Here is a 21,062-nt window from a genome sequence, read left to right on the forward strand (position 1 = left end):
TGGTGACTGCATTTTTCGAAACCGTCATACGAGCGGGCGAGGGAACCCCATCGCCATGGCGAAAGGCCCTGGCGCTGGGGGTGGCCGGCGCCATCTTCCCGGCGGTATTGCTCCTGCTCTGGTGGGTTGCCTCCGACAGGGGGTGGCTCGCCGAGCAGATCCTGCCATCACCCGTCTATGTCTACGAAACGGCGCGCGACATGATCACAAGCGGCGAACTTCCCTATCATGCTGGCGTCAGTCTGCGCCGCGTCGTCACGGGCTTCGCCTTCGGCGCGGTAGCCGGGCTCGGCCTTGGGGTTGCCATGGGACTTTCCCGACGTGTCGAAGAATACGTCAAGCCGCTCTTCCTGGCCTTCGCGCAGATTCCGACGCTCGGCTGGATTCCGCTTCTGATGCTGCTTGTCGGCATCGACGAAGCGCTGAAGATCATCATCATCGCCAAGGGCGCGCTCGTGCCCATGGCCGTCAACACCCATGCCGGCATTCGCGGCGTGTCGCCCAAATATATCGAGGTCGGGCGCGCGTTGAAATTCAGCGATTGGCAGACCTTGCGGTTCATCGTGCTGCCCGGTGCGATACCGTCGATCTTCACCGGCATCCGTTACGGGCTCACCCATTCCTGGACTTCGCTTGTCGGCGTCGAGCTGCTCGCCTCCTCAGAAGGGCTTGGCTATCTGCTCGTCTGGGGCCGCCAGATGTTCTGGCTCGATACGGTCATCGTGGCGATGATCGTCATCGGCCTCGTCGGCTTCGTCATGGACAAGGGCCTCGACCGTAGCGAAATCCTGATCCAGCGCTGGAAGCGCGAGGAGATTTGAGCATGACCGCGGCTATTGCTTCCACTCGCCTCATTCGATTTCGCAGAGGGGTCACCCTGCCGATCCTGCTGCTCATCGCCTGGGAGGTTTCGAGCCGCATCGGTCTTGCCGATCCGCGCTTCCTGCCGTCGCTCGAGGACGTGGCAATCACGGCCAAGCGCGAACTCGTCGACCATGACCTGATTGGCGAACTCGCCTTCAGCCTCATGCGAAACATTGCCGGCTTCCTGATCGGCTGTGTCGCCGGTGTCGCATTCGCTTCGCTGCTCGCGCTGTCGCGCACCGCCGATGTGCTGATCACGCCGACCTTCAACGGGTTAAAGCAGATCTCGCTGCTTGCCTGGATACCGCTGATCTCCGTCTGGTTCGGTTTCGGCGAGCAGGCCAAAATCGCCTTTGTCGCGCTCGCCGCCTTCATTCCGATTGTGCTCAATACCTATGAGGGCATGCGCAACGCGCCTGCCGATCTTGTCGAGGTTGGCCGGGCGCTGCGCTTCAATGCCCGGCAGAGAATTCTTCGCATCTTCCTGCCGGCGGCCATGCCTTCGATCGCGACGGGCGTGCATCTCGGCCTGATCTATTCCTGGCTCGCAACGGTCGGGGCCGAATATTTCTTATCTGTAGGTCCGGGAATCGGTGGACTCGTCATCGCCGGGCGGGAGCGCTTTGACATGGCGCTCGTCATGGTCGGCGTGCTGATCCTCGGCCTCGTCGGTTTTCTTTTCAATCGGTTCGCCTACGCGCTGGAAAGCTATCTGCTGCGCTGGCGCCCGCAGCAGGAATGAGAGGGGAGGCTCACGTTCCGGCGATGCTGCGGACGGCCGCATACTCCGATTGGACTACTTTGCGCCCGCATTGTTTTAGCACGCCTCCAAATTGACTATCATGCAGCGCTGATGGGGCGAGGACGACTCCCACGGCCGGGAAGAAATTTACTTCGGGCGCGGGAAGGAAGACAGGACATTTCGCAACTCCAGCCCGCTTCGCTCGCGCTGGAGTGCCCTCGGCTGATTCAAGGGCGCGTTCAAGGGCGCGGCGCTTACACTTGACCCACACATGCTCAACGCGCTCATATTATGTTTCGAGTCCTACAAGCGGAGTTGAGTGTGCTTTTCTGCAGCGCGATGCCAAGGGAGAGTTAGGTGCCGTCTCCGTCGTTGCCGGTCATACCTGCGGTGAGACGAACAAATGCCGTTGCCGGTCGAATCCTCCATGGTAAGCATAATCTCAGCGCCGCGCTCGCTCCGAGCCGCAGGCACTGAAAGGGCCAGAATTTCATGGAGGTCCGCGTCGACAAATTACGCAAGGAATTCGGCCGCTTCCCGGCGCTCGAAGACGTCTCGCTCAATATTCGTTCCGGCGAGCTGATTGCGCTTCTCGGTCCCTCCGGCTCGGGTAAGACCACGCTGCTCAGGCTAATTGCCGGGCTGGAAAGCCCGACCGAAGGGACAATCTTCTTTAGCGACGAAGACGCGTCGAAGAAAACCGTGCAGGAGCGCAATATCGGCTTTGTCTTCCAACATTACGCGCTGTTCCGGCATATGACGGTGCTCGAAAATGTCTCCTTCGGGCTGAAGGTGAGACCCGCAAACAGGCGCCCACCGGCCGGCGAGATTCGCCGCCGGGCACTCGACCTCTTGGAACTGGTGCAGCTTTCAGGCCTTGAAAAGCGCTATCCGGCGCAGCTTTCCGGCGGCCAGCGCCAGCGTGTGGCGCTCGCCCGTGCCATGGCGGTCCAGCCGAACGTGCTGCTTCTCGACGAGCCGTTCGGGGCGCTCGACGCGCAAGTGCGCAGGGAACTGCGGAAGTGGCTCCGGGAAATCCACGATCGCACCGGCCACACTACTGTCTTTGTCACTCACGACCAGGAGGAGGCGCTGGAGCTTGCCGACCGCATCGTCGTCATGAGCAAGGGCGTGATCGAGCAGGTGGGCACGCCCGATGAGATCTACGACCACCCGGTCTCGCCCTTCGTCTACGGCTTCATCGGCCAGTCCAACTGTCTTAGCGTCACGCTCGCCAGCGGCGAGATCTGGTTCGAGGACCGGCCAATCGGGTTGCGTGCAGCCAATGAACCCGATGGACCGGCAACCCTCTATTTCCGCCCACACGACGTCGAACTGATCGGCGGCTCCAGCGGCTGTCTCGCCGGCATCGTCACGGCGAGCCGGCGCGTCGCCGGCACGCGGCACCTGGAACTCAGTCTGGGCAGCGGCCATACTTCGGTGGAGATCGAGTTGTCACCGGAGCGCGCGTCCTCGGCAGACCGCAGCCGCATCGCCTTCCGGCCCCTAAAATGGAAGCTCTTCCGCAATGATGGGAAGGCAGAAGGGACGTCTCAGAACAAAGCAGAGAATCCGGCTGCCGCAATGGGGCGCACCGTAACCTGAGGCCACTGACGAGCAAGTCACGCAGCGAATGCCCAAATCTGCTTGCGCCAATGCGTCAGCTATTGCGGCTTCACCAACTTGCTTCCAGGTTTCTGCCGCAATGGCAATTAAACGGGTACAACACACCCGGCTGCGGCCACTCAATCCGACATAAGGAATGCCGTGTCGAGATCACGTGGCTCTGTCGAAATCTATCATTATGCCCCGCCAACCTGCGTCAACTGCAACTCACGGCTCATGAGCGCACAACAGGGAATGCGAGCGAACATCCGAGTCCAGGCGAGAGCCTGGCTGGCGCAACAACGTCCAAGTTGCAGCGTGATGAAGCTGACTTCGGGGGCGGGACCAAGGCGGCTATTTCCTTGCTTATATCGTCAAGTTGTTGCGTGAGCGATTGGGAGTGTATGTTCATCTGGCAAAGAATGGAGTTTGCAGATGGAAGGGAGCAGGCGTGCCGGGGTCGTGAAGATGGTGCTGCTGGCCGGGATCCTGCAGTTGACCGCTATCGGCCTCGCTGTCGCCGATACCACCATCCTGAACGTCTCCTATGACCCGACGCGGAAACTCTACAAGGACTTCAACACGGCTTTTGCGGAAAAATGGAAAGCCGATACCAAGGAGACGGTGACGATCCAGACCTCTCATGGCGGTTCCGGAAGGCAGGCGCGATTGGTGATAGAAGGCCTGGACGCGGATGTCGTGACGCTGGCGCTCGAAGCCGACATCGACGCGATCGCCCACGCGACCGGTAAGATACCGGCCCACTGGAAAAGTCGCCTCGCAAACAACAGCGCCCCCTACGCATCGACGATCGTTTTTCTCGTGCGAAAGGGCAATCCGAAGGGTATCAAGGACTGGGGCGACCTCGTGAAGGACGATATCCAAGTGATCACGCCCAATCCGAAGACCTCAGGTGGTGCCCGCTGGAACTTCCTCGCCGCCTGGGCGTGGGCGCGGGCCGCCAATGGCGGCGACGACGCCAAGGCGCGGGAATACGTGACACAACTCTTTCAGGAGCATGTGCTCTTTCTCAATACCGGCGCATGGGAGGCGATGACCGCCTTCGCTCAGCGTGGTTTCGGCGACGTGCTGCTGGCCTGGGAGAACGAGGCCTATCTCTCGATCGAAGAACTCGGCCCCGACAAGTTCGAGATCGTCACGCCGTCGATTTCGATCAAGGCCGAGCCACCGGTGGCGCTTGTCGATGGCAATGTCGATGCCAAGGGCACGCGCAAGGTGGCGGAAGCCTACCTCAGTTACCTTTATAGCGATGTCGGCCAGAAGATCGTGGCCAAACACTATTATCGGCCCTACAGGTCGGAAGCGGCCGACCCCGAGGATGTCGTCCGCTTCGCCCAGGTGAAACTGGTCACTATTGACGAATTCGGCGGCTGGAAGGAAGCCCAGCCGAAATTCTTCGGCGACGGCGGGATTTTCGACCAGATCTACAAGCCGGGACGATAGGGTTCATCGGCTCCGACCGATGAGACGCTTGCGGCGGAGGTAAGCGGTTCAGACGTTTACGCCGAACCGAGACCTCACGCTGCTCCGAACGACGACCTATTGATCAACTATAAAAGTCTCGTTTGCCATCGCGGCACTCTCCAATCAGCTCGGCTGACTGCGCAAGAGGGCGCTGCGCGTCTACACGAGCTTGAAAAGTACCTCCTCTACAGACTGGTCAAGCTCTATGGACCGCGTACGCTCGGTCCTGGCGCTGCAAACAGGCCACGTTCGTCGTTGTAATGCCCCGCCGGTAACCGGATCCACCTTCGGCTTTTCGCATGTGTCCTTAGCTCCGGGTGGCTGGACCACGTGTTGCTTTGAAACGGCAGCAAGATTGGCCTGCTCCTTGGGCAATTCTTGTATCAGTCCCTTCACAGCTCTGACTGCTATACGCTGCCATAGGAATATCGACCGGCACGATAGCGTCGGGACGGTTGGTACAGGAGGCCACTGCTGGCGTGGATGCCAGCGCGATCAGACGGATTTTCATTTAAGGCCCTCTAAGGATTTGCCCACGCTCAATTAAGCATGGTCAAGGGTGCCGGGGGAGCCGTGTCGAAGTGCCTTCCACAATTGACGCTATCGACGCCGGCCCTCGGTTCATTCAATGCGCATTTTCGGGCGATTTTTTCGTCCAGACTTCCAAATTGGCCGCCCCAGCGGCGCCTTTCGAGTTGAAGTCTTCAACGGCTCCCCCGGCAGGGAGAGTACCGCAGGTAATTTCTTCCCAGTTGAGGAAATTTTCCTTTGAGGATAATTTATCGGCTTTCGAGTGGTGAGAGTGAAATGAACAAGAACGAGAAGCTAGGCGCGACGCAGGGCCAGGTACTGTCGCAGGATCCCCACGCGGTGCGGGAGCCAAAGGAAAACAATCTTGAAATGGCAATCGGCCACGAGGTCCGCATCTATCGAAAGAAGCTCGGGCTTACCGTCACCGATCTTTCCGCCGCGACAGGAATGTCGGTCGGCATGCTGTCAAAGATCGAAAACGGCAATATCTCGCCGTCGCTGACGACGTTGCAGGCGCTCTCGCGCGCGCTCGGCGTGCCGATTACCGCCTTCTTCCGTCGTTTCGAGGAGCCTCGGCGGGCAAGTTTCGTCAAGGCGGGTGAGGGTATCAACATCGAGCGCCGCGGCACGCGGGCCGGTCACCAGTACAGCCTTCTCGGCCACATCGACAACAACACCAGCGGTGTGATCGTCGAGCCGTACCTCATCAAGCTGACGGCTGATTCCGATGTTTTCCCGACTTTCCAGCACGAGGGCATGGAGTTTCTCTACATGCTGGAAGGAGAGGTGGTCTATCGCCATGCTGAAAGCCTCTACACGATGCAGCCGGGCGACAGCCTGTTCTTCGATGCCGATGCGCCGCACGGGCCTGAGGTACTCGTTCGGCTACCAGCGCTCTACCTCTCGATCATCTCCTATCCGCAGCGCCGGGGCGCGGACGACTGACGCGAAAAAGTTGCCTTAAAAGAAAATTATATTCCTACGGATTGATTTCGGTCATCCGTCATGTTAGCACTTGCAACATCGACGAAACGGAGGTGGGCCATGTGCGGCATTGTTGGACTGTTCTTGAAGGACCGTAGCCTTGAACCGCAGCTCGGCGCGCTGCTCTCGGACATGCTGGTCACGATGACGGACCGCGGTCCGGATTCTGCGGGGATTGCAATTTACGGTGCGCAGTCGCGAGGCAAGGCCAAGATCACGATCCAGTCGGCGACGCCCGGCGCGGATTTCGCAAGACTTGAAGGTGCCCTCGCCGAACTGGACCTTCGCGTCGGCCTCACAGTCAAGAGCACCCATGCCATCCTCGAGGTGGAAACCGAGAAGGTGGACGAGACGAGGGCGGCGCTCGCCCGCCTGCGTCCCGGTGTCCGCATCATGGGTTCGGGCGACAGCATCGAGATCTATAAGGAAACGGGCCTTCCGAAGGATGTGGTTGCACGTTTCGACGTGCGCTCCATGGCGGGCACCCACGGGATCGGCCATACGCGCATGGCTACGGAATCGGCCGTGACGACGCTTGGCGCGCACCCGTTCTCCACTGGCGCCGACCAGTGCCTCGTCCACAACGGCTCGCTTTCGAACCACAACAACCTGCGCCGCGAACTCGTGCGCGAAGGCATGACCTTCGAAACGCAAAACGACACCGAGGTCGCAGCCGCTTATCTCAGCGCGAAACTCGCTAAGGGCGAGGATCTCGGCCAGGCCTTGACGAGCGCTCTCGATGACCTCGATGGGTTCTTCACCTTCGTCGTCGGTACGAAATCCGGTTTCGGCGTCGTTCGCGACCCGATCGCCTGCAAGCCCGCGGTGATGGCGGAAACAGACCGATATGTCGCTTTCGGTTCGGAATACCGTGCACTTGTGAGCTTACCCGGTATCGAGGACGCTCGCGTTTGGGAGCCCGAGCCTGCAACGGTCTACTTCTGGGATCACGAGAAAGCCGCCTGAACCGGCAATTCAGCATATCACAAGGATTGATCATGCCCGTCATAGATCTTGCCGTTACGCCCTTGCGCGATCTCAACAGCGCCCTGCATGCGATCCCTCGGGGGTCGAACGATATCGCCTTCGAAGTCGTCAATCCGCGCGGCAGTCACGCCGTCGCTGTCGGCATCGACGCGCCCGTCGCGGTCGATGTGAAAGGTTCCGTCGGTTACTACTGCGCCGGCATGAACGATGGCGGATCGGTGACCGTTCACGGTTCGGCTGGTCCGGGCGTCGCCGAGAACATGATGTCCGGAAAGGTCGTTATCCAGGGTGATGCCAGCCAGTATGCTGGCGCCACGGGGCGCGGCGGGCTGCTCGTCATCAAGGGCAATGCGGCATCGCGCTGCGGCATCTCCATGAAAGGGATCGACATCGTCGTTCACGGCAATATCGGCCATATGTCCGCCTTCATGGGCCAGTCCGGCCACCTCGTCGTGCTGGGTGACGCCGGCGACGCCCTTGGCGATTCCCTGTACGAGGCGAAGCTGTTCGTCCGCGGCACAGTAAAGAGCCTCGGCTCCGACTGCATCGAGAAGGAAATGCGGGCGGAGCACCTTTCGAAGCTTGCCGAGCTTCTGGAGAAGGCGGGCGTGAAGGGCGTCAGGCCGGAGGAGTTCAAACGCTACGGCTCGGCGCGCAAACTCTACAATTTCAACATCGACAACGCTGACGCGTACTGAGCGGGGAACCAGACCATGAGCTATCACAATCCCTATACCCCGCCGCGCAAATCGGCGACCTTCGACGACTACACGCTCGCAGAAATCCGCCGCGCCGCCGCCACCGGTATCTACGATATCCGCGGCGCAGGCACCAAGCGCAAGGTGCCGCATTTCGACGACCTGCTTTTTCTCGGCGCTTCGATCTCGCGCTACCCGCTGGAAGGCTATCGCGAGAAATGCGACACGACGGTGACGCTCGGAACGCGCTTCGCCAAGAAGCCGATCACGCTGAAGACGCCGATCACCATCGCCGGCATGAGCTTCGGCGCGCTTTCCGGCCCCGCCAAGGAAGCCCTCGGACGGGGTGCGACGATCGCCGGCACGTCGACCACCACCGGAGACGGCGGTATGACGGACGAGGAGCGCGGCCACAGCCAGACGCTCGTCTATCAATATCTGCCGTCCCGATATGGCATGAATCCGAGGGACCTGCGCCGCGCGGACGCGATCGAGGTCGTTGTCGGGCAGGGCGCAAAGCCCGGCGGCGGCGGCATGTTGCTCGGTCAGAAGATTTCCGACCGCGTCGCCGAGATGCGCACGCTGCCGAAGGGCATTGATCAGCGTTCCGCCTGCCGTCATCCCGATTGGACGGGGCCGGACGATCTCGAGATCAAGATCCTGGAGCTGCGCGAGATCACCGACTGGGAGAAGCCGATCTACGTCAAGGTTGGCGGCGCGCGGCCCTATTACGACACGGCGCTTGCAGTAAAGGCCGGCGCTGACGTGGTCGTGCTCGACGGCATGCAGGGCGGAACGGCGGCAACACAGGACGTCTTCATCGAGAATGTCGGCATGCCGACGCTCGCCTGCATCAGACCTGCCGTCCAGGCGCTGCAGGACCTCGGCATGCACCGCAAGGTCCAACTCATCATCTCGGGCGGCATTCGTTCCGGCGCCGATGTCGCCAAGGCGCTTGCGCTCGGAGCCGATGCGGTCGCCATCGGCACGGCCGCTTTGGTTGCGCTTGGCGACAACGACCCGCGCTGGGAGGACGAATACCGCAAACTCGGCACCACTGCCGGCGCCTACGACGACTGGCACGAGGGCAAGGACCCGGCCGGCATCACCACCCAGGATCCGGAACTGATGAAACGGCTTGACCCGATCGCCGCCGGCCGCCGGCTTGCCAACTACCTGAAGGTGATGACGCTCGAGGCGCAAACGATAGCGCGCGCCTGCGGCAAGAACCATCTGCACAATCTGGAGCCGGAAGATCTCTGCGCGCTGACAATCGAAGCGTCGGCGATGGCGCAGGTGCCGCTCGCCGGCACAAGCTGGATCCCCGGCAGGGGAGCGTTCTGATCAAAAAAATCGTCCGGCCGGTGTTCGCAGCTTCCAGCCGGACACCGGCTGATCCGTCAAAGTGTCGATAATCCAAAAGGGGAACGCAATGACACTGGATCTCTCGAGCTACGCCAAGGAGCGCGGCATCAAATATTTCATGATCAGCTACACCGACCTCTTCGGCGGCCAGCGCGCCAAGCTGGTTCCGGCAGAGGCGATCGCCGACATGCAGAAGGACGGCGCGGGCTTTGCGGGGTTTGCCACCTGGCTCGACCTGACGCCGGCCCATCCTGACCTGTTCGCGATACCCGATGCCTCCTCGGTGATCCAACTCCCCTGGAAGAAGGAAGTCGCCTGGGTCGCGGCCGATTGCGTCATGGAAGACGCGCCGGTCGAGCAGGCACCCCGCGTTGTGCTGAAAAGACTTATTGCGGAGGCGAAACGGGAGCGCTTGCGCGTCAAAACCGGCGTCGAAGCCGAGTTTTTCCTGATCTCGGCCGAGGGGTCAAAGATTTCCGACGAATACGACACGGCCGAAAAGCCGTGCTATGACCAGCAGGCGATCATGCGCCGCTACGACGTTATTGCCGAGATCTGCGACTACATGCTCGAACTCGGCTGGAGGCCCTATCAGAACGATCACGAGGATGCGAACGGCCAATTCGAGATGAATTGGGAATTCGACGACGCACTGAAGACCGCAGACAAGCACTCCTTCTTCAAGTTCATGGTGAAGTCCGTCGCCGAGAAACATGGCCTTCGCGCCACGTTCATGCCGAAGCCTTTCAAGGGGCTTACAGGCAACGGCTGCCACTGCCATATCTCAGTGTGGGACCTGGACGGCGAGGTCAACGCCTTTGCCGACAGGAGCGCCGAATTCGGGCTTTCGCAGCAGGGCCGCATGTTCCTGGGCGGTATCATGAAACATGCGAGCGCGCTCGCCGCGATCACCAACCCGACGGTGAATTCCTATAAGCGCATCAACGCGCCGCGCACCATTTCCGGCGCGACCTGGGCGCCGAATTCGGTCACCTGGACCGGTAACAACCGCACCCACATGGTGCGCGTGCCCGGCCCTGGCCGCTTCGAACTGCGCTTGCCAGACGGCGCCGTCAATCCGTATCTGCTGCAAGCGATCATCATCGCGGCCGGCCTCTCAGGTATCCGCTCCGAGGCCGATCCCGGACCGCACTACGATATCGACATGTACAAGGACGGCCACACCGTCACCGATGCGCCGAAACTGCCGCTCAACCTGCTCGACGCGCTTCGCGAATACCAGAAGGACGAAGTGCTGCAGGACGCGCTCGGGCGCGAGTTCTCCGCCGCCTATCTCAAGCTGAAGCATGGCGAATGGAACAGCTACTGCTCGCAATTCAGCAGGTGGGAGCACGAAACGACGCTCGACGTCTGAGATCGGCGGAGCATTGAGATCGAAGACCGAGCGCCAAGCGGCCTGCGTCTGCTTTCCGGCAATCGGTTGTCCTTTCATTGCGTGCAAACAGGCGCCGCATGGCAACGGGGAATTCCATCGTGAAAAACATCGTTCTGACAGTAGCTTGCAAATCCACACGAGGCATCGTCGCGGCCATTTCCGGCTACCTGGCGAAAGCAGGTTGCAACATTGTCGACTCTTCGCAATTCGACGATCTGGATACCGGGAAATTCTTCATGAGGATCAGTTTCATCTCGGAGGAGGGGACATCCGGGGCGGAAATCGCCAAGGGCTTTGCCGCCGTCGCCGCTCCGTTCGGCATGGATTTCGCGTTTCACGACAGCGAAGAGCGCATGAAGGTGCTGTTGATGGTGTCGCGTTTCGGCCATTGCCTGAACGACCTGCTCTACCGCTGGAAGATCGGCGCGCTGCCGATCGACATCGTCGGCGTCGTCTCCAACCACTTCGACTACCAGAAGGTGGTCGTCAACCACGACATTCCCTTCCACCACATCAAGGTGACCAAGGAGAACAAGCCGCAAGCCGAAGCGCGGCTGATGGAAATCGTCGAGCAGAGCGAAGCCGAGCTTGTGGTGCTCGCCCGCTACATGCAGGTGCTGTCCGACCAGCTCTGCAAGAAGATGTCGGGGCGGATCATCAACATCCACCATTCCTTCCTGCCGAGCTTCAAGGGCGCCAACCCCTACAAGCAGGCCTATGAGCGCGGCGTCAAGCTGATCGGCGCGACGGCGCATTACGTCACCGCCGATCTCGACGAGGGTCCGATCATCGAGCAGGACATCGCCCGCATCACCCATGCCCAGAGCGCCGAAGATTATGTCTCGATCGGCCGCGACGTCGAAAGCCAGGTGCTGGCCCGGGCGATCCACGCCCATATCCACCACCGCTGCTTCATCAACGGCAACCGCGTCGTCGTCTTCCCGCCGAGCCCAGGAAGCTATGCGTCGGAGCGGATGGGCTAGGCGATGGTTCAGGTCATCGACGGTAAGCACGTCGCCGCATCCGTAATCGAAACCGTCAAGGCCGCAACGGTCGCTCTCGAGGAACTGAGCGGCGTCAGGACCGGTCTGGCCGTCGTAATCGTCGGCGACGATCCGGCAAGCCACGCTTACGTTGGCTCCAAGAGCAGGATGGCGAAGGAGTGCGGCTTCAACTCGGTGCAGCACACGCTGCCCGCCGAGACGACGCAGGAGGAACTCGCGGCGCTTGTGGCGTCCCTCAATGCCGACCCCGAGGTTCATGGCATCCTTGTGCAGCTACCGCTGCCGAAGCACCTTCATGCCGAGCCAATCATCCAGTCTATTCGCCCCGAGAAGGACGTTGATGGCCTGCATGTCGTCAACGCCGGAAAGCTTGCGACCGGTGATATCCGGACCGGCCTCGTCTCCTGTACCCCGGCGGGCGCGATGGTCTTTGTCCGTCGCGTTCATGGAGACGATCTTTCCGGGCTGAATGCCGTCGTGATCGGCCGTTCGAACCTCTTTGGAAAACCGATGGCACAGCTTCTCTTGAACGCCCATGCCACTGTGACCGTCGCGCATTCGCGCACCAGGGACCTGCCGGTCGTGTGCCGCAATGCCGACATCCTGGTGGCCGCCGTCGGCCGGCCCGAGATGGTAAAGGGCAATTGGATAAAGCCCGACGCAACCGTGATCGACGTCGGCATCAATCGCGTTCCAGCGCCTGAAAGGGGGGAAGGCAAGACACGTCTCGTTGGCGATATCGCTTTTGACGAGGCCTTGGCAGTCGCCTCTGTCGTCACGCCCGTTCCGGGCGGTGTCGGCCCGATGACGATCGCGATGCTGATGGCCAATACTGTGATTGCCGCGCACCGGGCGGCGGGCCGCGCAGCGCCGACGTTCTGAGGAGGCCGCTCGAAACGGCGAGAAATCGCGCGTTCCTGCTTGCCACGCAAGAAAACGAAGCTATACTCAGGAAAGAAATATTCCACACAGTAAAAAAGAGGGAATGGAATATGACGGTGACATGGCGTTTCTCGGCTCTGGCCGACAGGCATCGGGCGCTGGGTTCGAAGCTCGAAGACTGGAGCGGAATGGGCACTGCCTGGACTTACGAGAAGGACATCTACGAGGAACATATCGCCGTCCGCACCAAAGCGGGCCTGATGGATGTCTCGGGACTGAAGAAGGTTCATCTCGTCGGTCCGCATGCGCTAGCAGTTCTCGACTATGTGACGACGCGTGACGTGAGCAAGATATATCCAGGCAAATCCGTCTATGCCTGCATGCTCAACGATCGCGGTCACTTCACCGACGACTGCATCATCTATCGCACTGGGCCGAATTCCTGGATGCTCGTTCACGGGTCCGGAACCGGGCATGAGGAAATCGCAAAACAGGCCGCCGGGCGCAATTGCGCGGTGCTCTTCGATGATGACCTGCACGATCTCTCGCTCCAGGGCCCGCTCGCCGTCGACTATCTTCAAAAGCATGTTCCGGGCATTCGGGACCTGAAGTATTTCCACCACATGCAGACGACGCTGTTCGGCGCGCCGGTGATGATCTCGCGTACCGGCTACACCGGCGAACGCGGCTATGAAATCTTCGTGCGCGGCCAAGACGCACCGATGGTGTGGGACCGCATCATCGACGAAGGCAAGGAGATGGGCATCATCCCGGTCTGCTTCAGCGTGCTCGACATGCTGCGCGTCGAGAGCTACCTGCTGTTCTATCCCTACGACAATTCGCAGATGTATCCTTTTGCGGATGAGCCGCCCGGCGACAGCCTCTGGGAACTGGGCCTGGATTTCACCGTCAGCCCCGGGAAGACCGGCTTTCGCGGTGCCGAGGAGCATGCGCGGCTCAAGGGGAAGGAAAGATTCAAGATCTTCGGCTTGCTCATCGACGCCGACAGCCCGGCGGATCTCGGTGATGAAGTCTGGTCGGATGGCAGGGAGGTGGGCGTCATCACATGCCCGAGCTATTCGAAACTCACAAACCGCTCCATGGCGATTGCACGCCTTGACGTCGACAAGGCGGTGCAGGGCACGCGGCTTGAAGTTCGCGGCAAGTCGCTGATGGCCAAGGCCATCGCCCATACCATCACATTCGATGACCCGGAGAAGAAGAAGAGAACGGCGGTCGGCTGAGGGAGCCTGCGATGCTGGTAGAAGGTATCAAGAGCCGCCCCGTCTACGGCGGGATCGCAATCGACCCTTGCGCGCGTCGGCACATCTTTGCACTTGAGGGTGAGGGGGCGCTCGCACTGCTCGATCAAAAGCCGGCTTTGACCGAGACAATGCTTAGCCGCAGCGAGGTCCTTTACGTCGCCGCCGGCTCCAAAGGTCTCGATCACGACCTAGCGCTCGCCGCTCTGAAAACCGACCGGTTCTGGCAGGGGCCGACGATAGAAACCCTGCTCTTCCGGCTCAGGGGCTCGTTGTCGGCTGCGACCATGAGCACGCGTCTCTACATCTCAGGCCGAGAAGGTTTCATCGGCCAGTGCATGCAGGTGGCCACCGACATGGGAATGGATTTCAGTTCCATTCCCACCGAGCATCGCGGCTCGCTGGCGCGGCGCGTACAGTGCGTGCACTGCAAGGGCATCACCGACGATGTCAGGACGAGTCCCTTCAAATGCAGCCATTGCGGCCTGGATTTGCTCGTGCGTGATCACTACTCCCGCCGGCTCGGAGCTTTCCAGGGCGTCAATATTGATGCCGAGGAACCCGGAACGGCTCCGCAGGCGGAGGAACTGTTCGCATGAGCGCCGGGGGTCTTGCGATTGCCGTCCAGGTCAGCCGGATCGATACCGTCGCGGCGAATATAAAGCGACTTCGTCTCGTGCGCCCTGACGGCAAACCGCTCCCGGTCTTTTCGGCCGGCGCCCACGTCATCGTCACCATGGACGATGACGGTCACAGACGTCGCAATCCCTATTCGTTGATGTCGGCGCCCCACGATACGTCGGGATACGATATCTCAGTCTTGAGGGTCGCCGAGTCCCGCGGCGGGTCTGCATTCCTGCACGAGAAGCTCAGGGAAGGCGACGCGCTGACCATCAGTCATCCGGTCAACCTTTTCCATGCCGACAAGCGCGGGCGCAAGCATATTCTGCTGGCGGGTGGGATCGGAATCACCCCGTTCCTGGCGATGATGGCGGAGTTCGATCGCGCCAATGTCGCGTTCGAACTACACTACGCCATGCGCTCCCGCGCTCACGGCGCCTATTGGCAGGAACTGGTCGAACGGTACGGCGCCCATCGGGTGAAGCTCTATTTCAGTGCCGAAAACGACGTTCTGCCGGTCGCTTCGCTCCTGCACAACCAACCATTGGGGACGCATGCCTACGTCTGCGGTCCCGACCGGATGACCGACTTCGTGCTCAGGACCGCTCGCGAATGCGGTTGGCCGAAGTCGAATGTTCATTCCGAGCGATTTCTCGCTCCGATCAGCGGCAAGGCGTTCGATGCGGAGCTGCTACGCTCCGGGATCGTCGTCCGCGTCGGCGACCACGAGAGCATTCTCGAGGCCGTGGAAGCGGCCGGTATCGATGCGCCTTACATGTGTCGCGGCGGCGCCTGCGGCCAGTGCGAGACGGCCGTTATCGCGTGCAACGGAGTGCTTGCGCACCACGACGTCTACCTTTCCGAGGAAGAGAAGGCATCGGGTCGCAAGGTCATGATCTGCGTCTCGCGCTTCGATGGGACGAAACTGTCCCTGGATCTATAAATCACGATAGGGGAGCCAGCCGATGGCAATCGTGTTCAGGCAAGAAACATTCCGCGACGATTTCACCTACCGCAACAGTCCCGGCAACATCCGCCGTTTTCCTTTCCCCTTCGATCGGGACGAGTACATGTACTCGGTCAACATGGAGCCCCACGTGCACGGCCAGGCGGGCACGGTCTACGAGAGCCTGATCGACGTGGACGAGCACTACGTCGCCGAAATGCACGACCGGGCGTTGGTGCTGAAGGAGGATCCGCTGCGCTATCAGGCGCTGCCGCATATGATGGCGGCGCAATGGGATACGCTCGAATTGCTGATGGAGGAGCAGGCGGCCGGATATCCGGAGCACTTCACACTTATAAGGAATAGCGATCGATGGCGCTGGATCAACCGTCCGCTCGGCATCGACGACACCTTCACCTTCGGCGACGCCTCGACGTTGTCCTGCGAACCTTTCGAATACATCACCCGCCAGGCCCAGGGAGATTTCTGCATTGTCGACCAGCGCAACGACAATCTCTGGATGGATGCCGGCATGGTCACGACGCAGGCCGACTGGTCGCTCGATTTCGATATCGGCATGAACTTCATGGAGTGGCATGGTCCGGTCCCGCTCGCGCATCAAATCGGCGTTTTCGACCGGGCGCTGAAGTTTCTCTTGAACCTGCAACTGGGAAAGCCGACGCGCCGCTTCAACTGGACGATGACGATCAACCCGCGGCTCGACACCAGCCCGGAGAATTACCACAAGTGGGGGCCGGACCGAACGACCGTGACATCAGACAACGTCGGCGAGAAGGTGCATCTGCGCGTCGAACTGCAGAGCCTGTGGCGCCTGCCGAGGTCGAACGCGATCCTCTTCGTAATCCGCTGCTACCTGATAAGCATGAACGAACTCGTCACGGTGCCAAAATGGGCGCGCCGCCTCCACCGCGTTCTGAAAACGCTGCCCTCTGAACTCGTCGACTACAAGGGGCTGACCCGGTATCGCGACAACACCATTACATGGCTTTCGAAACACGACGATGGCGCGCCCACGAGCCCAGGCATCTTTCCGGATTGAGGCTGCTTTCGGCACCAACTGCAACAAGCAAAGAGGGGAATGTTTCATGACAAGAGTAGCCGTCATCGGTGCCGGTCCATCCGGTCTCGCCCAATTGCGGGCCTTCCAGTCGGCCGCCCAGAAGGGCGCCCGGATTCCGGAAATCGTCTGTTACGAGAAACAGTCCGACTGGGGCGGACTGTGGAACTATACCTGGCGCACCGGCCTCGACGAATACGGCGAACCGGTTCACGGCAGCATGTATCGCTATCTCTGGTCGAACGGCCCGAAGGAATGTCTGGAATTCGCCGACTACTCGTTCGAGGAGCATTTTGGCAAGCCCATCGCCTCCTATCCTCCGCGGGCCGTACTCTGGGATTATATCAAGGGCCGCGTGGAGAAGGCGAATGTGCGCCAGTGGGTGCGCTTCAACACGCCGGTGCGCATGGTCCGGTTCGACGATGCGCGGGAGAAATTCACGGTGACGGCCCACGATCGCGTCGACGACCGCATGTACGATGAGGAGTTCGACTTCGTGGTCGTCGCCACGGGTCACTTTTCGACGCCGAACGTCCCCTATTTCGAAGGCGTGAAATCCTTCAACGGTCGTGTCCTGCACGCCCACGACTTCCGCGATGCGTTGGAATTCAAGGGAAAGGACATCCTGCTCGTCGGCCGCAGCTACTCGGCGGAGGACATCGGCTCGCAATGCTGGAAATACGGCGCGAAGTCGGTGACGACGAGCTATCGTTCCAAGCCGATGGGCTTCAAATGGCCGGAGAACTTCGAGGAGCGGCCGCTATTGGTGAGGCTCGAAAACCGCACGGCGCATTTCGCCGACGGCTCGAGCAAGGAGGTCGACGCGCTGATCTTGTGCACCGGATACCAGCACCACTTCCCGTTCCTGCCCGATGAGTTGCGCCTGAAGACCGCCAACCGCCTCTGGGCCGACAGCCTCTACAAGGGGGTGATCTTCGATCGCAACCGCCAGCTCTTCTACATCGGGATGCAGGACCAGTTTTACACCTTCAACATGTTCGACGTGCAGGCCTGGTGGGCGCGCGACGTGATGATGGGCCGCATTGAGCTGCCGCCTGAAGATGAACTGAAGGCAAATTTCGACAAATGGCGCGCCCGCGAGGAGACGCTCGAAGACGCCGAGCAGATGATCTGGTTCCAGGGCGACTACGTGAAGGAGCTGCTCGCCGAGACCGACTATCCGAGCTTCGACATCGACGGCGTCAACAGGACCTTCATGGAGTGGGAGCACCACAAGGCGGAGAACATTATGGGTTTCCGCGACCATGCCTACCGCTCGCTGATGACCGGGAATCTCTCGCCGAAGCACCACACGCCCTGGGTCGAAGCGCTCGACGATTCGATGGAGGAATATCTGCGCGATTGACGATCTTCCAACCCCCGCCTCCCAAGCGGCCGAACAATCGGAAGGGCCGCTTGCTGGCCCTTCCGACATGCTTGAAATGAGGCGAGGAGCGGGATCCGAAACTCTGTTGGAGCGTGGCTCCATGGATTTTCAAACGAGCATTCTCGGCCGCATGAGCGGGTTCCTCTATCGATGCCGTGCCGACGAAAACGATGCGATGCTGGAGACGGCCAACGGCGTCGAACGCATCTTCGGCTACCGCGCCGACGAGATCATTGGCAACCGGACGCGCAGCTCACCTTGATAACGTGCGAGGAGGACGTACCGGTTATGGATCGGCTAGTTGGGATCGCATTGGAAAGACGCACCGATTGGACGATGGGATAACGCATCCGCCACAGGGATGGGCACTTCATCTGGGTGATGGAGACGGGCGGCAGTGAGGCTGCATCGTCAACATCGGGGTCGCTTTACCAACGCATCGATGCGCAGACCGCCGAAATGCGCATTGCAGCTTCGAAGTCCGGCGAGATCCTGCAGTCGCTGCGCCTCTGAAGCTGCTTGCGGTCAATGCCGGCATCGAGGCGGCCCGGCCGTGTCAGGGTTCGCGGTCCTTGGTGCGGAGATGCGCATGCTCGCCAACTCCTCCGAGAAAGCAGCGCGCGATCTCCGACGCGCAGCGCAAGCCCATCTAGGGCGATCCTGGGAAAACCGTTACACATTTTCCCTGGAATTGCTTCAGCCGCTCACGATCGCGGCCGCGTCTTCTGGGGATCGTAGTGCGAGAGCGGCACGATCACGGCAGGAAGACGCTTCTGATGGCCGTCGAGCTTTCCGATCTCCACCTCGGTTCCAACCGCTCCGTGCATGGCATCGACCCGTGCCAGGGCAATGGTCTTGCCGAGGATCGGAGAGCGGATCGCGCTTGTAACGACGCCGACCTGCGCGCGGCCGATATGGATGCAATCCCCGTGGCCGATGGCATCGTTCGCCTTGACGTCGAGGCCCACCAGCAAATGACGCGGATGCTCCTTGCGACGGATCAGCGCCTCGCGGCCGATGAAATCGTCGGCCTTCGATTTGAGTGGCACCGTGAAGCCGATACCAGCCTCGAAGGGATCGGTCTGGTCGGTGAACTCGTGATCGGCGAAGATCAGCCCGGCTTCGATACGCACCATATCGAGCGCTTCCAGACCCATCGGCTTCAGCCCGCGCGGCTCTCCGACCTGCCAGACGGCATCGAAGACGGCCAATGCGTCCTTCGGATGGCAGAAGATTTCATAGCCGAGTTCTCCGGTATAGCCGGTGCGTGAGACGACGACGGGCGGGCCTTCGAACGTGCCGATCCGGCCGACAGCGAAGCGGAACCATTCAAGCTCGGCGATGGTCGGCTGGCGCGGCGCCGTCCAGATGATCTCCTTCAGGATGTCGCGGCTCTTCGGACCCTGGACAGCGATATTGTGCATCTGCGCAGTCGAGGAGCGTACCCAAGCCCTCAAGCCCTTCTTCTCCGCCTGCTCGCGCAGCCAGACGCCGCTGTAATCGTCGCCGCAGACCCATCGGAAGTTCCTGTCGCCGAGCCGGAAGAGCGTGCCGTCATCGATCATGCCGCCGTTTTCATAGCACATTGCCGAATAGACGACCTGGCCGTTCGCGAGTTTGCGGACGTCGCGCGTCAGGCAATATTGCATCAGCTCTTCGGCATCGGGGCCAGTCACCTCGAATTTCCTGAGCGGGGAGAGGTCGATCACCACGGCCCTTTCGCGGCAGGCCCAGTATTCCTCGACCACGCCGTCGGCGGCGAAGCGGTTTGGAAGCCAATAGCCGCGATATTCGGTGTAATCCCGCGTCAGCGCGGAGAGGCGGGTGTGAAAGGCGGTTTCGCGCGTCAATTCGGGATCGGAATCGGGGGTCATACGATAGGCTACCGCTCGTGAGAATTTCTCTTTTCCAGAAAAGGTACGGACGTGGATGTCTGTCGGATCCCAGCCGTTCGCCGCGTCGATATCGTCGGGGCAGGAAGACGAAACGCAGACAAGATCAGTAAGCGCCCGCATCAGCACGTAGTCGCCCGGTCGGGACCAGGGCTCGTCAAGGTATAGCTGGTTAGCGTGATCAATATTGGTATTGTAGAAGTAGTTGAGTGCCTCCCACCCTTTGCGCGGCGCAATGCCGTAGGGCGCAAGCGCTGCGTTGAAGTTGTCCGTACAGTTGATGTGGCCGGGATAACCCATGTCGTCGTAGTAGCGCGCATTGCAGGCCGTCGCGAACGCGTCGTGGCGGCCAACCGTATCTTGAACGATCTCCACCAGGGGTTCGAAGTCGCGATCGAAGGCCCTCGAGGGCAAACCCGGCGCCGGGTAGCTGCGGCCGAGCAAGGTGCGTGTAACTGTGGAATCGAGCGCGAGATCAAGGCCCTTCTCGACCTTACGTGCGGCAAAGGCCTGGAAGTCGGTGCACTGCCTGCCGTACACGTCGATGATCTGAATGAACTCGCCCGCACGAACAAAATAAGCGGACGCCGTCGCCGCCTTGATGCGGATATCTTCAATCGGATCGGCCAATGGTTCCGGCAGAGCGGCGGCATAGTCGCGGACGGTCCTGCCACGCCGTACCCGGATCTCGATTGGGGTCGTGGTATCCTGCGCCTCCGGTGACATCGCATGGCCTGGTGCGACGGCGATCAGCAGACCCTTGAGGGTGATCGTGAAGTCCGCCTTGCTGCCGGGCGTCGATGCTTCCCCGAAAAGTCTGAGAGCGCCGGCCGCGGCGAGATCGGCGCCGCGGCGCCGAAGGGCGAGCCGCGTGCGTGCGGCACTCTCGTTGTCCGACGAGAGAATGGCCTTCAGACCTTCAGCCGCAGTGGTGAAAGCCGCCCCGAGCCCGGCAGACTGGAAGCGACCGTTCCCCTCGACGAAGGAAATCTCGCAAGCCTGCCCACCCTCACTGTCGATGACGGTCACTTGGTCGCCGGCTTCGACACTCAACACCAGTGATCCGCCGCCCTTGACCCGGTAGCGTTCGGTGCCGCTGGGCAATGCCGGAACGCCGGGATAGCGGACGGTGCTTGCGGATATCGGACGCACACCGATCCCCATAGGGTGAAGATCTCGCATATTGACCCTCTCGGGATTGAATGACGCTGCACGCCCAATCATGCTCGCAAAATGCCGATGCAAAGTAAAGGAGATATTGACTGCTAAGAAAAAATATTCACTATGTGTCAACATCCGAGACCCGGAGGTCCGCGCGCGAACGCGGATGATC

17 protein-coding genes and 1 pseudogene are annotated in these 21,062 nt (G+C 60.9%); 17 read left to right on the forward strand and 1 reads right to left on the reverse strand.

What is annotated here, in order from left to right; all coding sequences use genetic code 11:
• The first annotated feature begins 2 nt into the window (after positions 1 to 2).
• From ILFOPFJJ_RS30740 to ILFOPFJJ_RS30820, 17 genes and pseudogenes are all read left to right on the forward strand, one after another.
• Positions 3 to 821, forward strand: coding sequence for an ABC transporter permease (locus ILFOPFJJ_RS30740; protein ID WP_376741480.1), 819 nt, complete (start codon positions 3 to 5; stop codon positions 819 to 821).
• Positions 822 to 823: 2 nt separating this feature from the next.
• A complete protein-coding gene (locus ILFOPFJJ_RS30745; protein ID WP_173514275.1) occupies positions 824 to 1,606 on the forward strand; it encodes an ABC transporter permease in 783 nt (260 codons plus the stop codon).
• A 492-nt stretch (positions 1,607 to 2,098) separates the two neighbouring features.
• A complete protein-coding gene (locus tag ILFOPFJJ_RS30750) occupies positions 2,099 to 3,211 on the forward strand; it encodes a sulfate/molybdate ABC transporter ATP-binding protein (protein ID WP_173514276.1) in 1,113 nt (370 codons plus the stop codon).
• Positions 3,212 to 3,646: 435 nt separating this feature from the next.
• Positions 3,647 to 4,675: a sulfate ABC transporter substrate-binding protein gene (locus ILFOPFJJ_RS30755; protein ID WP_173514277.1), complete on the forward strand. Its 1,029-nt coding sequence runs from the start codon at positions 3,647 to 3,649 to the stop codon at positions 4,673 to 4,675.
• An 828-nt stretch (positions 4,676 to 5,503) separates the two neighbouring features.
• Complete coding sequence (locus ILFOPFJJ_RS30760) at positions 5,504 to 6,172, forward strand: helix-turn-helix domain-containing protein (RefSeq protein ID WP_173514278.1); 669 nt, start codon at positions 5,504 to 5,506, stop codon at positions 6,170 to 6,172.
• Between the two features lie 99 nt (positions 6,173 to 6,271).
• On the forward strand, positions 6,272 to 7,177 hold the full coding sequence (locus tag ILFOPFJJ_RS30765; protein WP_173514279.1) for a class II glutamine amidotransferase: 906 nt from the start codon (positions 6,272 to 6,274) through the stop codon (positions 7,175 to 7,177).
• Between the two features lie 32 nt (positions 7,178 to 7,209).
• Positions 7,210 to 7,896: a GltB/FmdC/FwdC-like GXGXG domain-containing protein gene (locus tag ILFOPFJJ_RS30770; RefSeq protein WP_173514280.1), complete on the forward strand. Its 687-nt coding sequence runs from the start codon at positions 7,210 to 7,212 to the stop codon at positions 7,894 to 7,896.
• A gap of 15 nt (positions 7,897 to 7,911) precedes the next feature.
• Positions 7,912 to 9,240 carry an FMN-binding glutamate synthase family protein gene (locus tag ILFOPFJJ_RS30775; RefSeq protein WP_173514281.1) on the forward strand — a complete coding sequence of 443 codons (1,329 nt, stop codon included), beginning with the start codon at positions 7,912 to 7,914 and terminating at the stop codon, positions 9,238 to 9,240.
• Positions 9,241 to 9,328: 88 nt separating this feature from the next.
• Positions 9,329 to 10,636, forward strand: a complete 1,308-nt coding sequence (glnT, locus tag ILFOPFJJ_RS30780) for a type III glutamate--ammonia ligase (protein ID WP_173514282.1) — start codon at positions 9,329 to 9,331, stop codon at positions 10,634 to 10,636.
• A 119-nt stretch (positions 10,637 to 10,755) separates the two neighbouring features.
• A complete protein-coding gene (gene purU, locus ILFOPFJJ_RS30785) occupies positions 10,756 to 11,640 on the forward strand; it encodes a formyltetrahydrofolate deformylase (protein WP_173514283.1) in 885 nt (294 codons plus the stop codon).
• Between the two features lie 3 nt (positions 11,641 to 11,643).
• Positions 11,644 to 12,543, forward strand: coding sequence for a bifunctional methylenetetrahydrofolate dehydrogenase/methenyltetrahydrofolate cyclohydrolase (locus ILFOPFJJ_RS30790; RefSeq protein ID WP_173514284.1), 900 nt, complete (start codon positions 11,644 to 11,646; stop codon positions 12,541 to 12,543).
• A gap of 110 nt (positions 12,544 to 12,653) precedes the next feature.
• Complete coding sequence (locus tag ILFOPFJJ_RS30795) at positions 12,654 to 13,787, forward strand: aminomethyl transferase family protein (protein ID WP_173514285.1); 1,134 nt, start codon at positions 12,654 to 12,656, stop codon at positions 13,785 to 13,787.
• Positions 13,788 to 13,798: 11 nt separating this feature from the next.
• On the forward strand, positions 13,799 to 14,404 hold the full coding sequence (locus ILFOPFJJ_RS30800) for a dimethylamine monooxygenase subunit DmmA family protein (RefSeq protein ID WP_173514286.1): 606 nt from the start codon (positions 13,799 to 13,801) through the stop codon (positions 14,402 to 14,404).
• Positions 14,401 to 15,369 (forward strand): PDR/VanB family oxidoreductase, encoded by a 969-nt coding sequence (locus ILFOPFJJ_RS30805; RefSeq protein ID WP_173514287.1) that lies wholly within the window; start codon positions 14,401 to 14,403, stop codon positions 15,367 to 15,369. The genes ILFOPFJJ_RS30800 and ILFOPFJJ_RS30805 overlap by 4 nt, the downstream gene beginning before the upstream one ends.
• 22 nt (positions 15,370 to 15,391) lie before the next feature.
• Positions 15,392 to 16,432: a heme-dependent oxidative N-demethylase family protein gene (locus ILFOPFJJ_RS30810; protein ID WP_173514288.1), complete on the forward strand. Its 1,041-nt coding sequence runs from the start codon at positions 15,392 to 15,394 to the stop codon at positions 16,430 to 16,432.
• Positions 16,433 to 16,478: 46 nt separating this feature from the next.
• Positions 16,479 to 17,816 carry a trimethylamine monooxygenase gene (locus ILFOPFJJ_RS30815; RefSeq protein ID WP_173514289.1) on the forward strand — a complete coding sequence of 446 codons (1,338 nt, stop codon included), beginning with the start codon at positions 16,479 to 16,481 and terminating at the stop codon, positions 17,814 to 17,816.
• A 121-nt stretch (positions 17,817 to 17,937) separates the two neighbouring features.
• Positions 17,938 to 18,490, forward strand: a pseudogene (locus tag ILFOPFJJ_RS30820) (PAS domain-containing protein).
• Positions 18,491 to 18,541: 51 nt separating this feature from the next.
• On the opposite strand, the gene ILFOPFJJ_RS30825 reads toward ILFOPFJJ_RS30820, so the two are convergent.
• Positions 18,542 to 20,911 carry a trimethylamine N-oxide demethylase gene (locus ILFOPFJJ_RS30825; protein WP_173514290.1) on the reverse strand — a complete coding sequence of 790 codons (2,370 nt, stop codon included), beginning with the start codon at positions 20,909 to 20,911 and terminating at the stop codon, positions 18,542 to 18,544.
• Positions 20,912 to 21,062: the final 151 nt, after the last annotated feature.

The organism is Sinorhizobium psoraleae, from assembly GCF_013283645.1.
Lineage (GTDB): Bacteria > Pseudomonadota > Alphaproteobacteria > Rhizobiales > Rhizobiaceae > Sinorhizobium > Sinorhizobium psoraleae.

Excerpts from the sequence above, each read along its gene's own strand:
- ILFOPFJJ_RS30745 (WP_173514275.1), top strand. The coding sequence starts at position 824 with ATGACCGCGGCTATTGCTTCCACTCGCCTCATTCGATTTCGCAGAGGG.
- ILFOPFJJ_RS30750 (WP_173514276.1), top strand. The coding sequence starts at position 2,099 with ATGGAGGTCCGCGTCGACAAATTACGCAAGGAATTCGGCCGCTTCCCG.
- ILFOPFJJ_RS30755 (WP_173514277.1), top strand. The coding sequence starts at position 3,647 with ATGGAAGGGAGCAGGCGTGCCGGGGTCGTGAAGATGGTGCTGCTGGCC.
- ILFOPFJJ_RS30760 (WP_173514278.1), top strand. The coding sequence starts at position 5,504 with ATGAACAAGAACGAGAAGCTAGGCGCGACGCAGGGCCAGGTACTGTCG.
- ILFOPFJJ_RS30765 (WP_173514279.1), top strand. The coding sequence starts at position 6,272 with ATGTGCGGCATTGTTGGACTGTTCTTGAAGGACCGTAGCCTTGAACCG.
- ILFOPFJJ_RS30770 (WP_173514280.1), top strand. The coding sequence starts at position 7,210 with ATGCCCGTCATAGATCTTGCCGTTACGCCCTTGCGCGATCTCAACAGC.
- ILFOPFJJ_RS30775 (WP_173514281.1), top strand. The coding sequence starts at position 7,912 with ATGAGCTATCACAATCCCTATACCCCGCCGCGCAAATCGGCGACCTTC.
- glnT (WP_173514282.1), top strand. The coding sequence starts at position 9,329 with ATGACACTGGATCTCTCGAGCTACGCCAAGGAGCGCGGCATCAAATAT.
- ILFOPFJJ_RS30790 (WP_173514284.1), top strand. The coding sequence starts at position 11,644 with ATGGTTCAGGTCATCGACGGTAAGCACGTCGCCGCATCCGTAATCGAA.
- ILFOPFJJ_RS30795 (WP_173514285.1), top strand. The coding sequence starts at position 12,654 with ATGACGGTGACATGGCGTTTCTCGGCTCTGGCCGACAGGCATCGGGCG.
- ILFOPFJJ_RS30800 (WP_173514286.1), top strand. The coding sequence starts at position 13,799 with ATGCTGGTAGAAGGTATCAAGAGCCGCCCCGTCTACGGCGGGATCGCA.
- ILFOPFJJ_RS30805 (WP_173514287.1), top strand. The coding sequence starts at position 14,401 with ATGAGCGCCGGGGGTCTTGCGATTGCCGTCCAGGTCAGCCGGATCGAT.
- ILFOPFJJ_RS30810 (WP_173514288.1), top strand. The coding sequence starts at position 15,392 with ATGGCAATCGTGTTCAGGCAAGAAACATTCCGCGACGATTTCACCTAC.
- ILFOPFJJ_RS30815 (WP_173514289.1), top strand. The coding sequence starts at position 16,479 with ATGACAAGAGTAGCCGTCATCGGTGCCGGTCCATCCGGTCTCGCCCAA.
- ILFOPFJJ_RS30825 (WP_173514290.1), bottom strand. The coding sequence starts at position 20,911 with ATGCGAGATCTTCACCCTATGGGGATCGGTGTGCGTCCGATATCCGCA.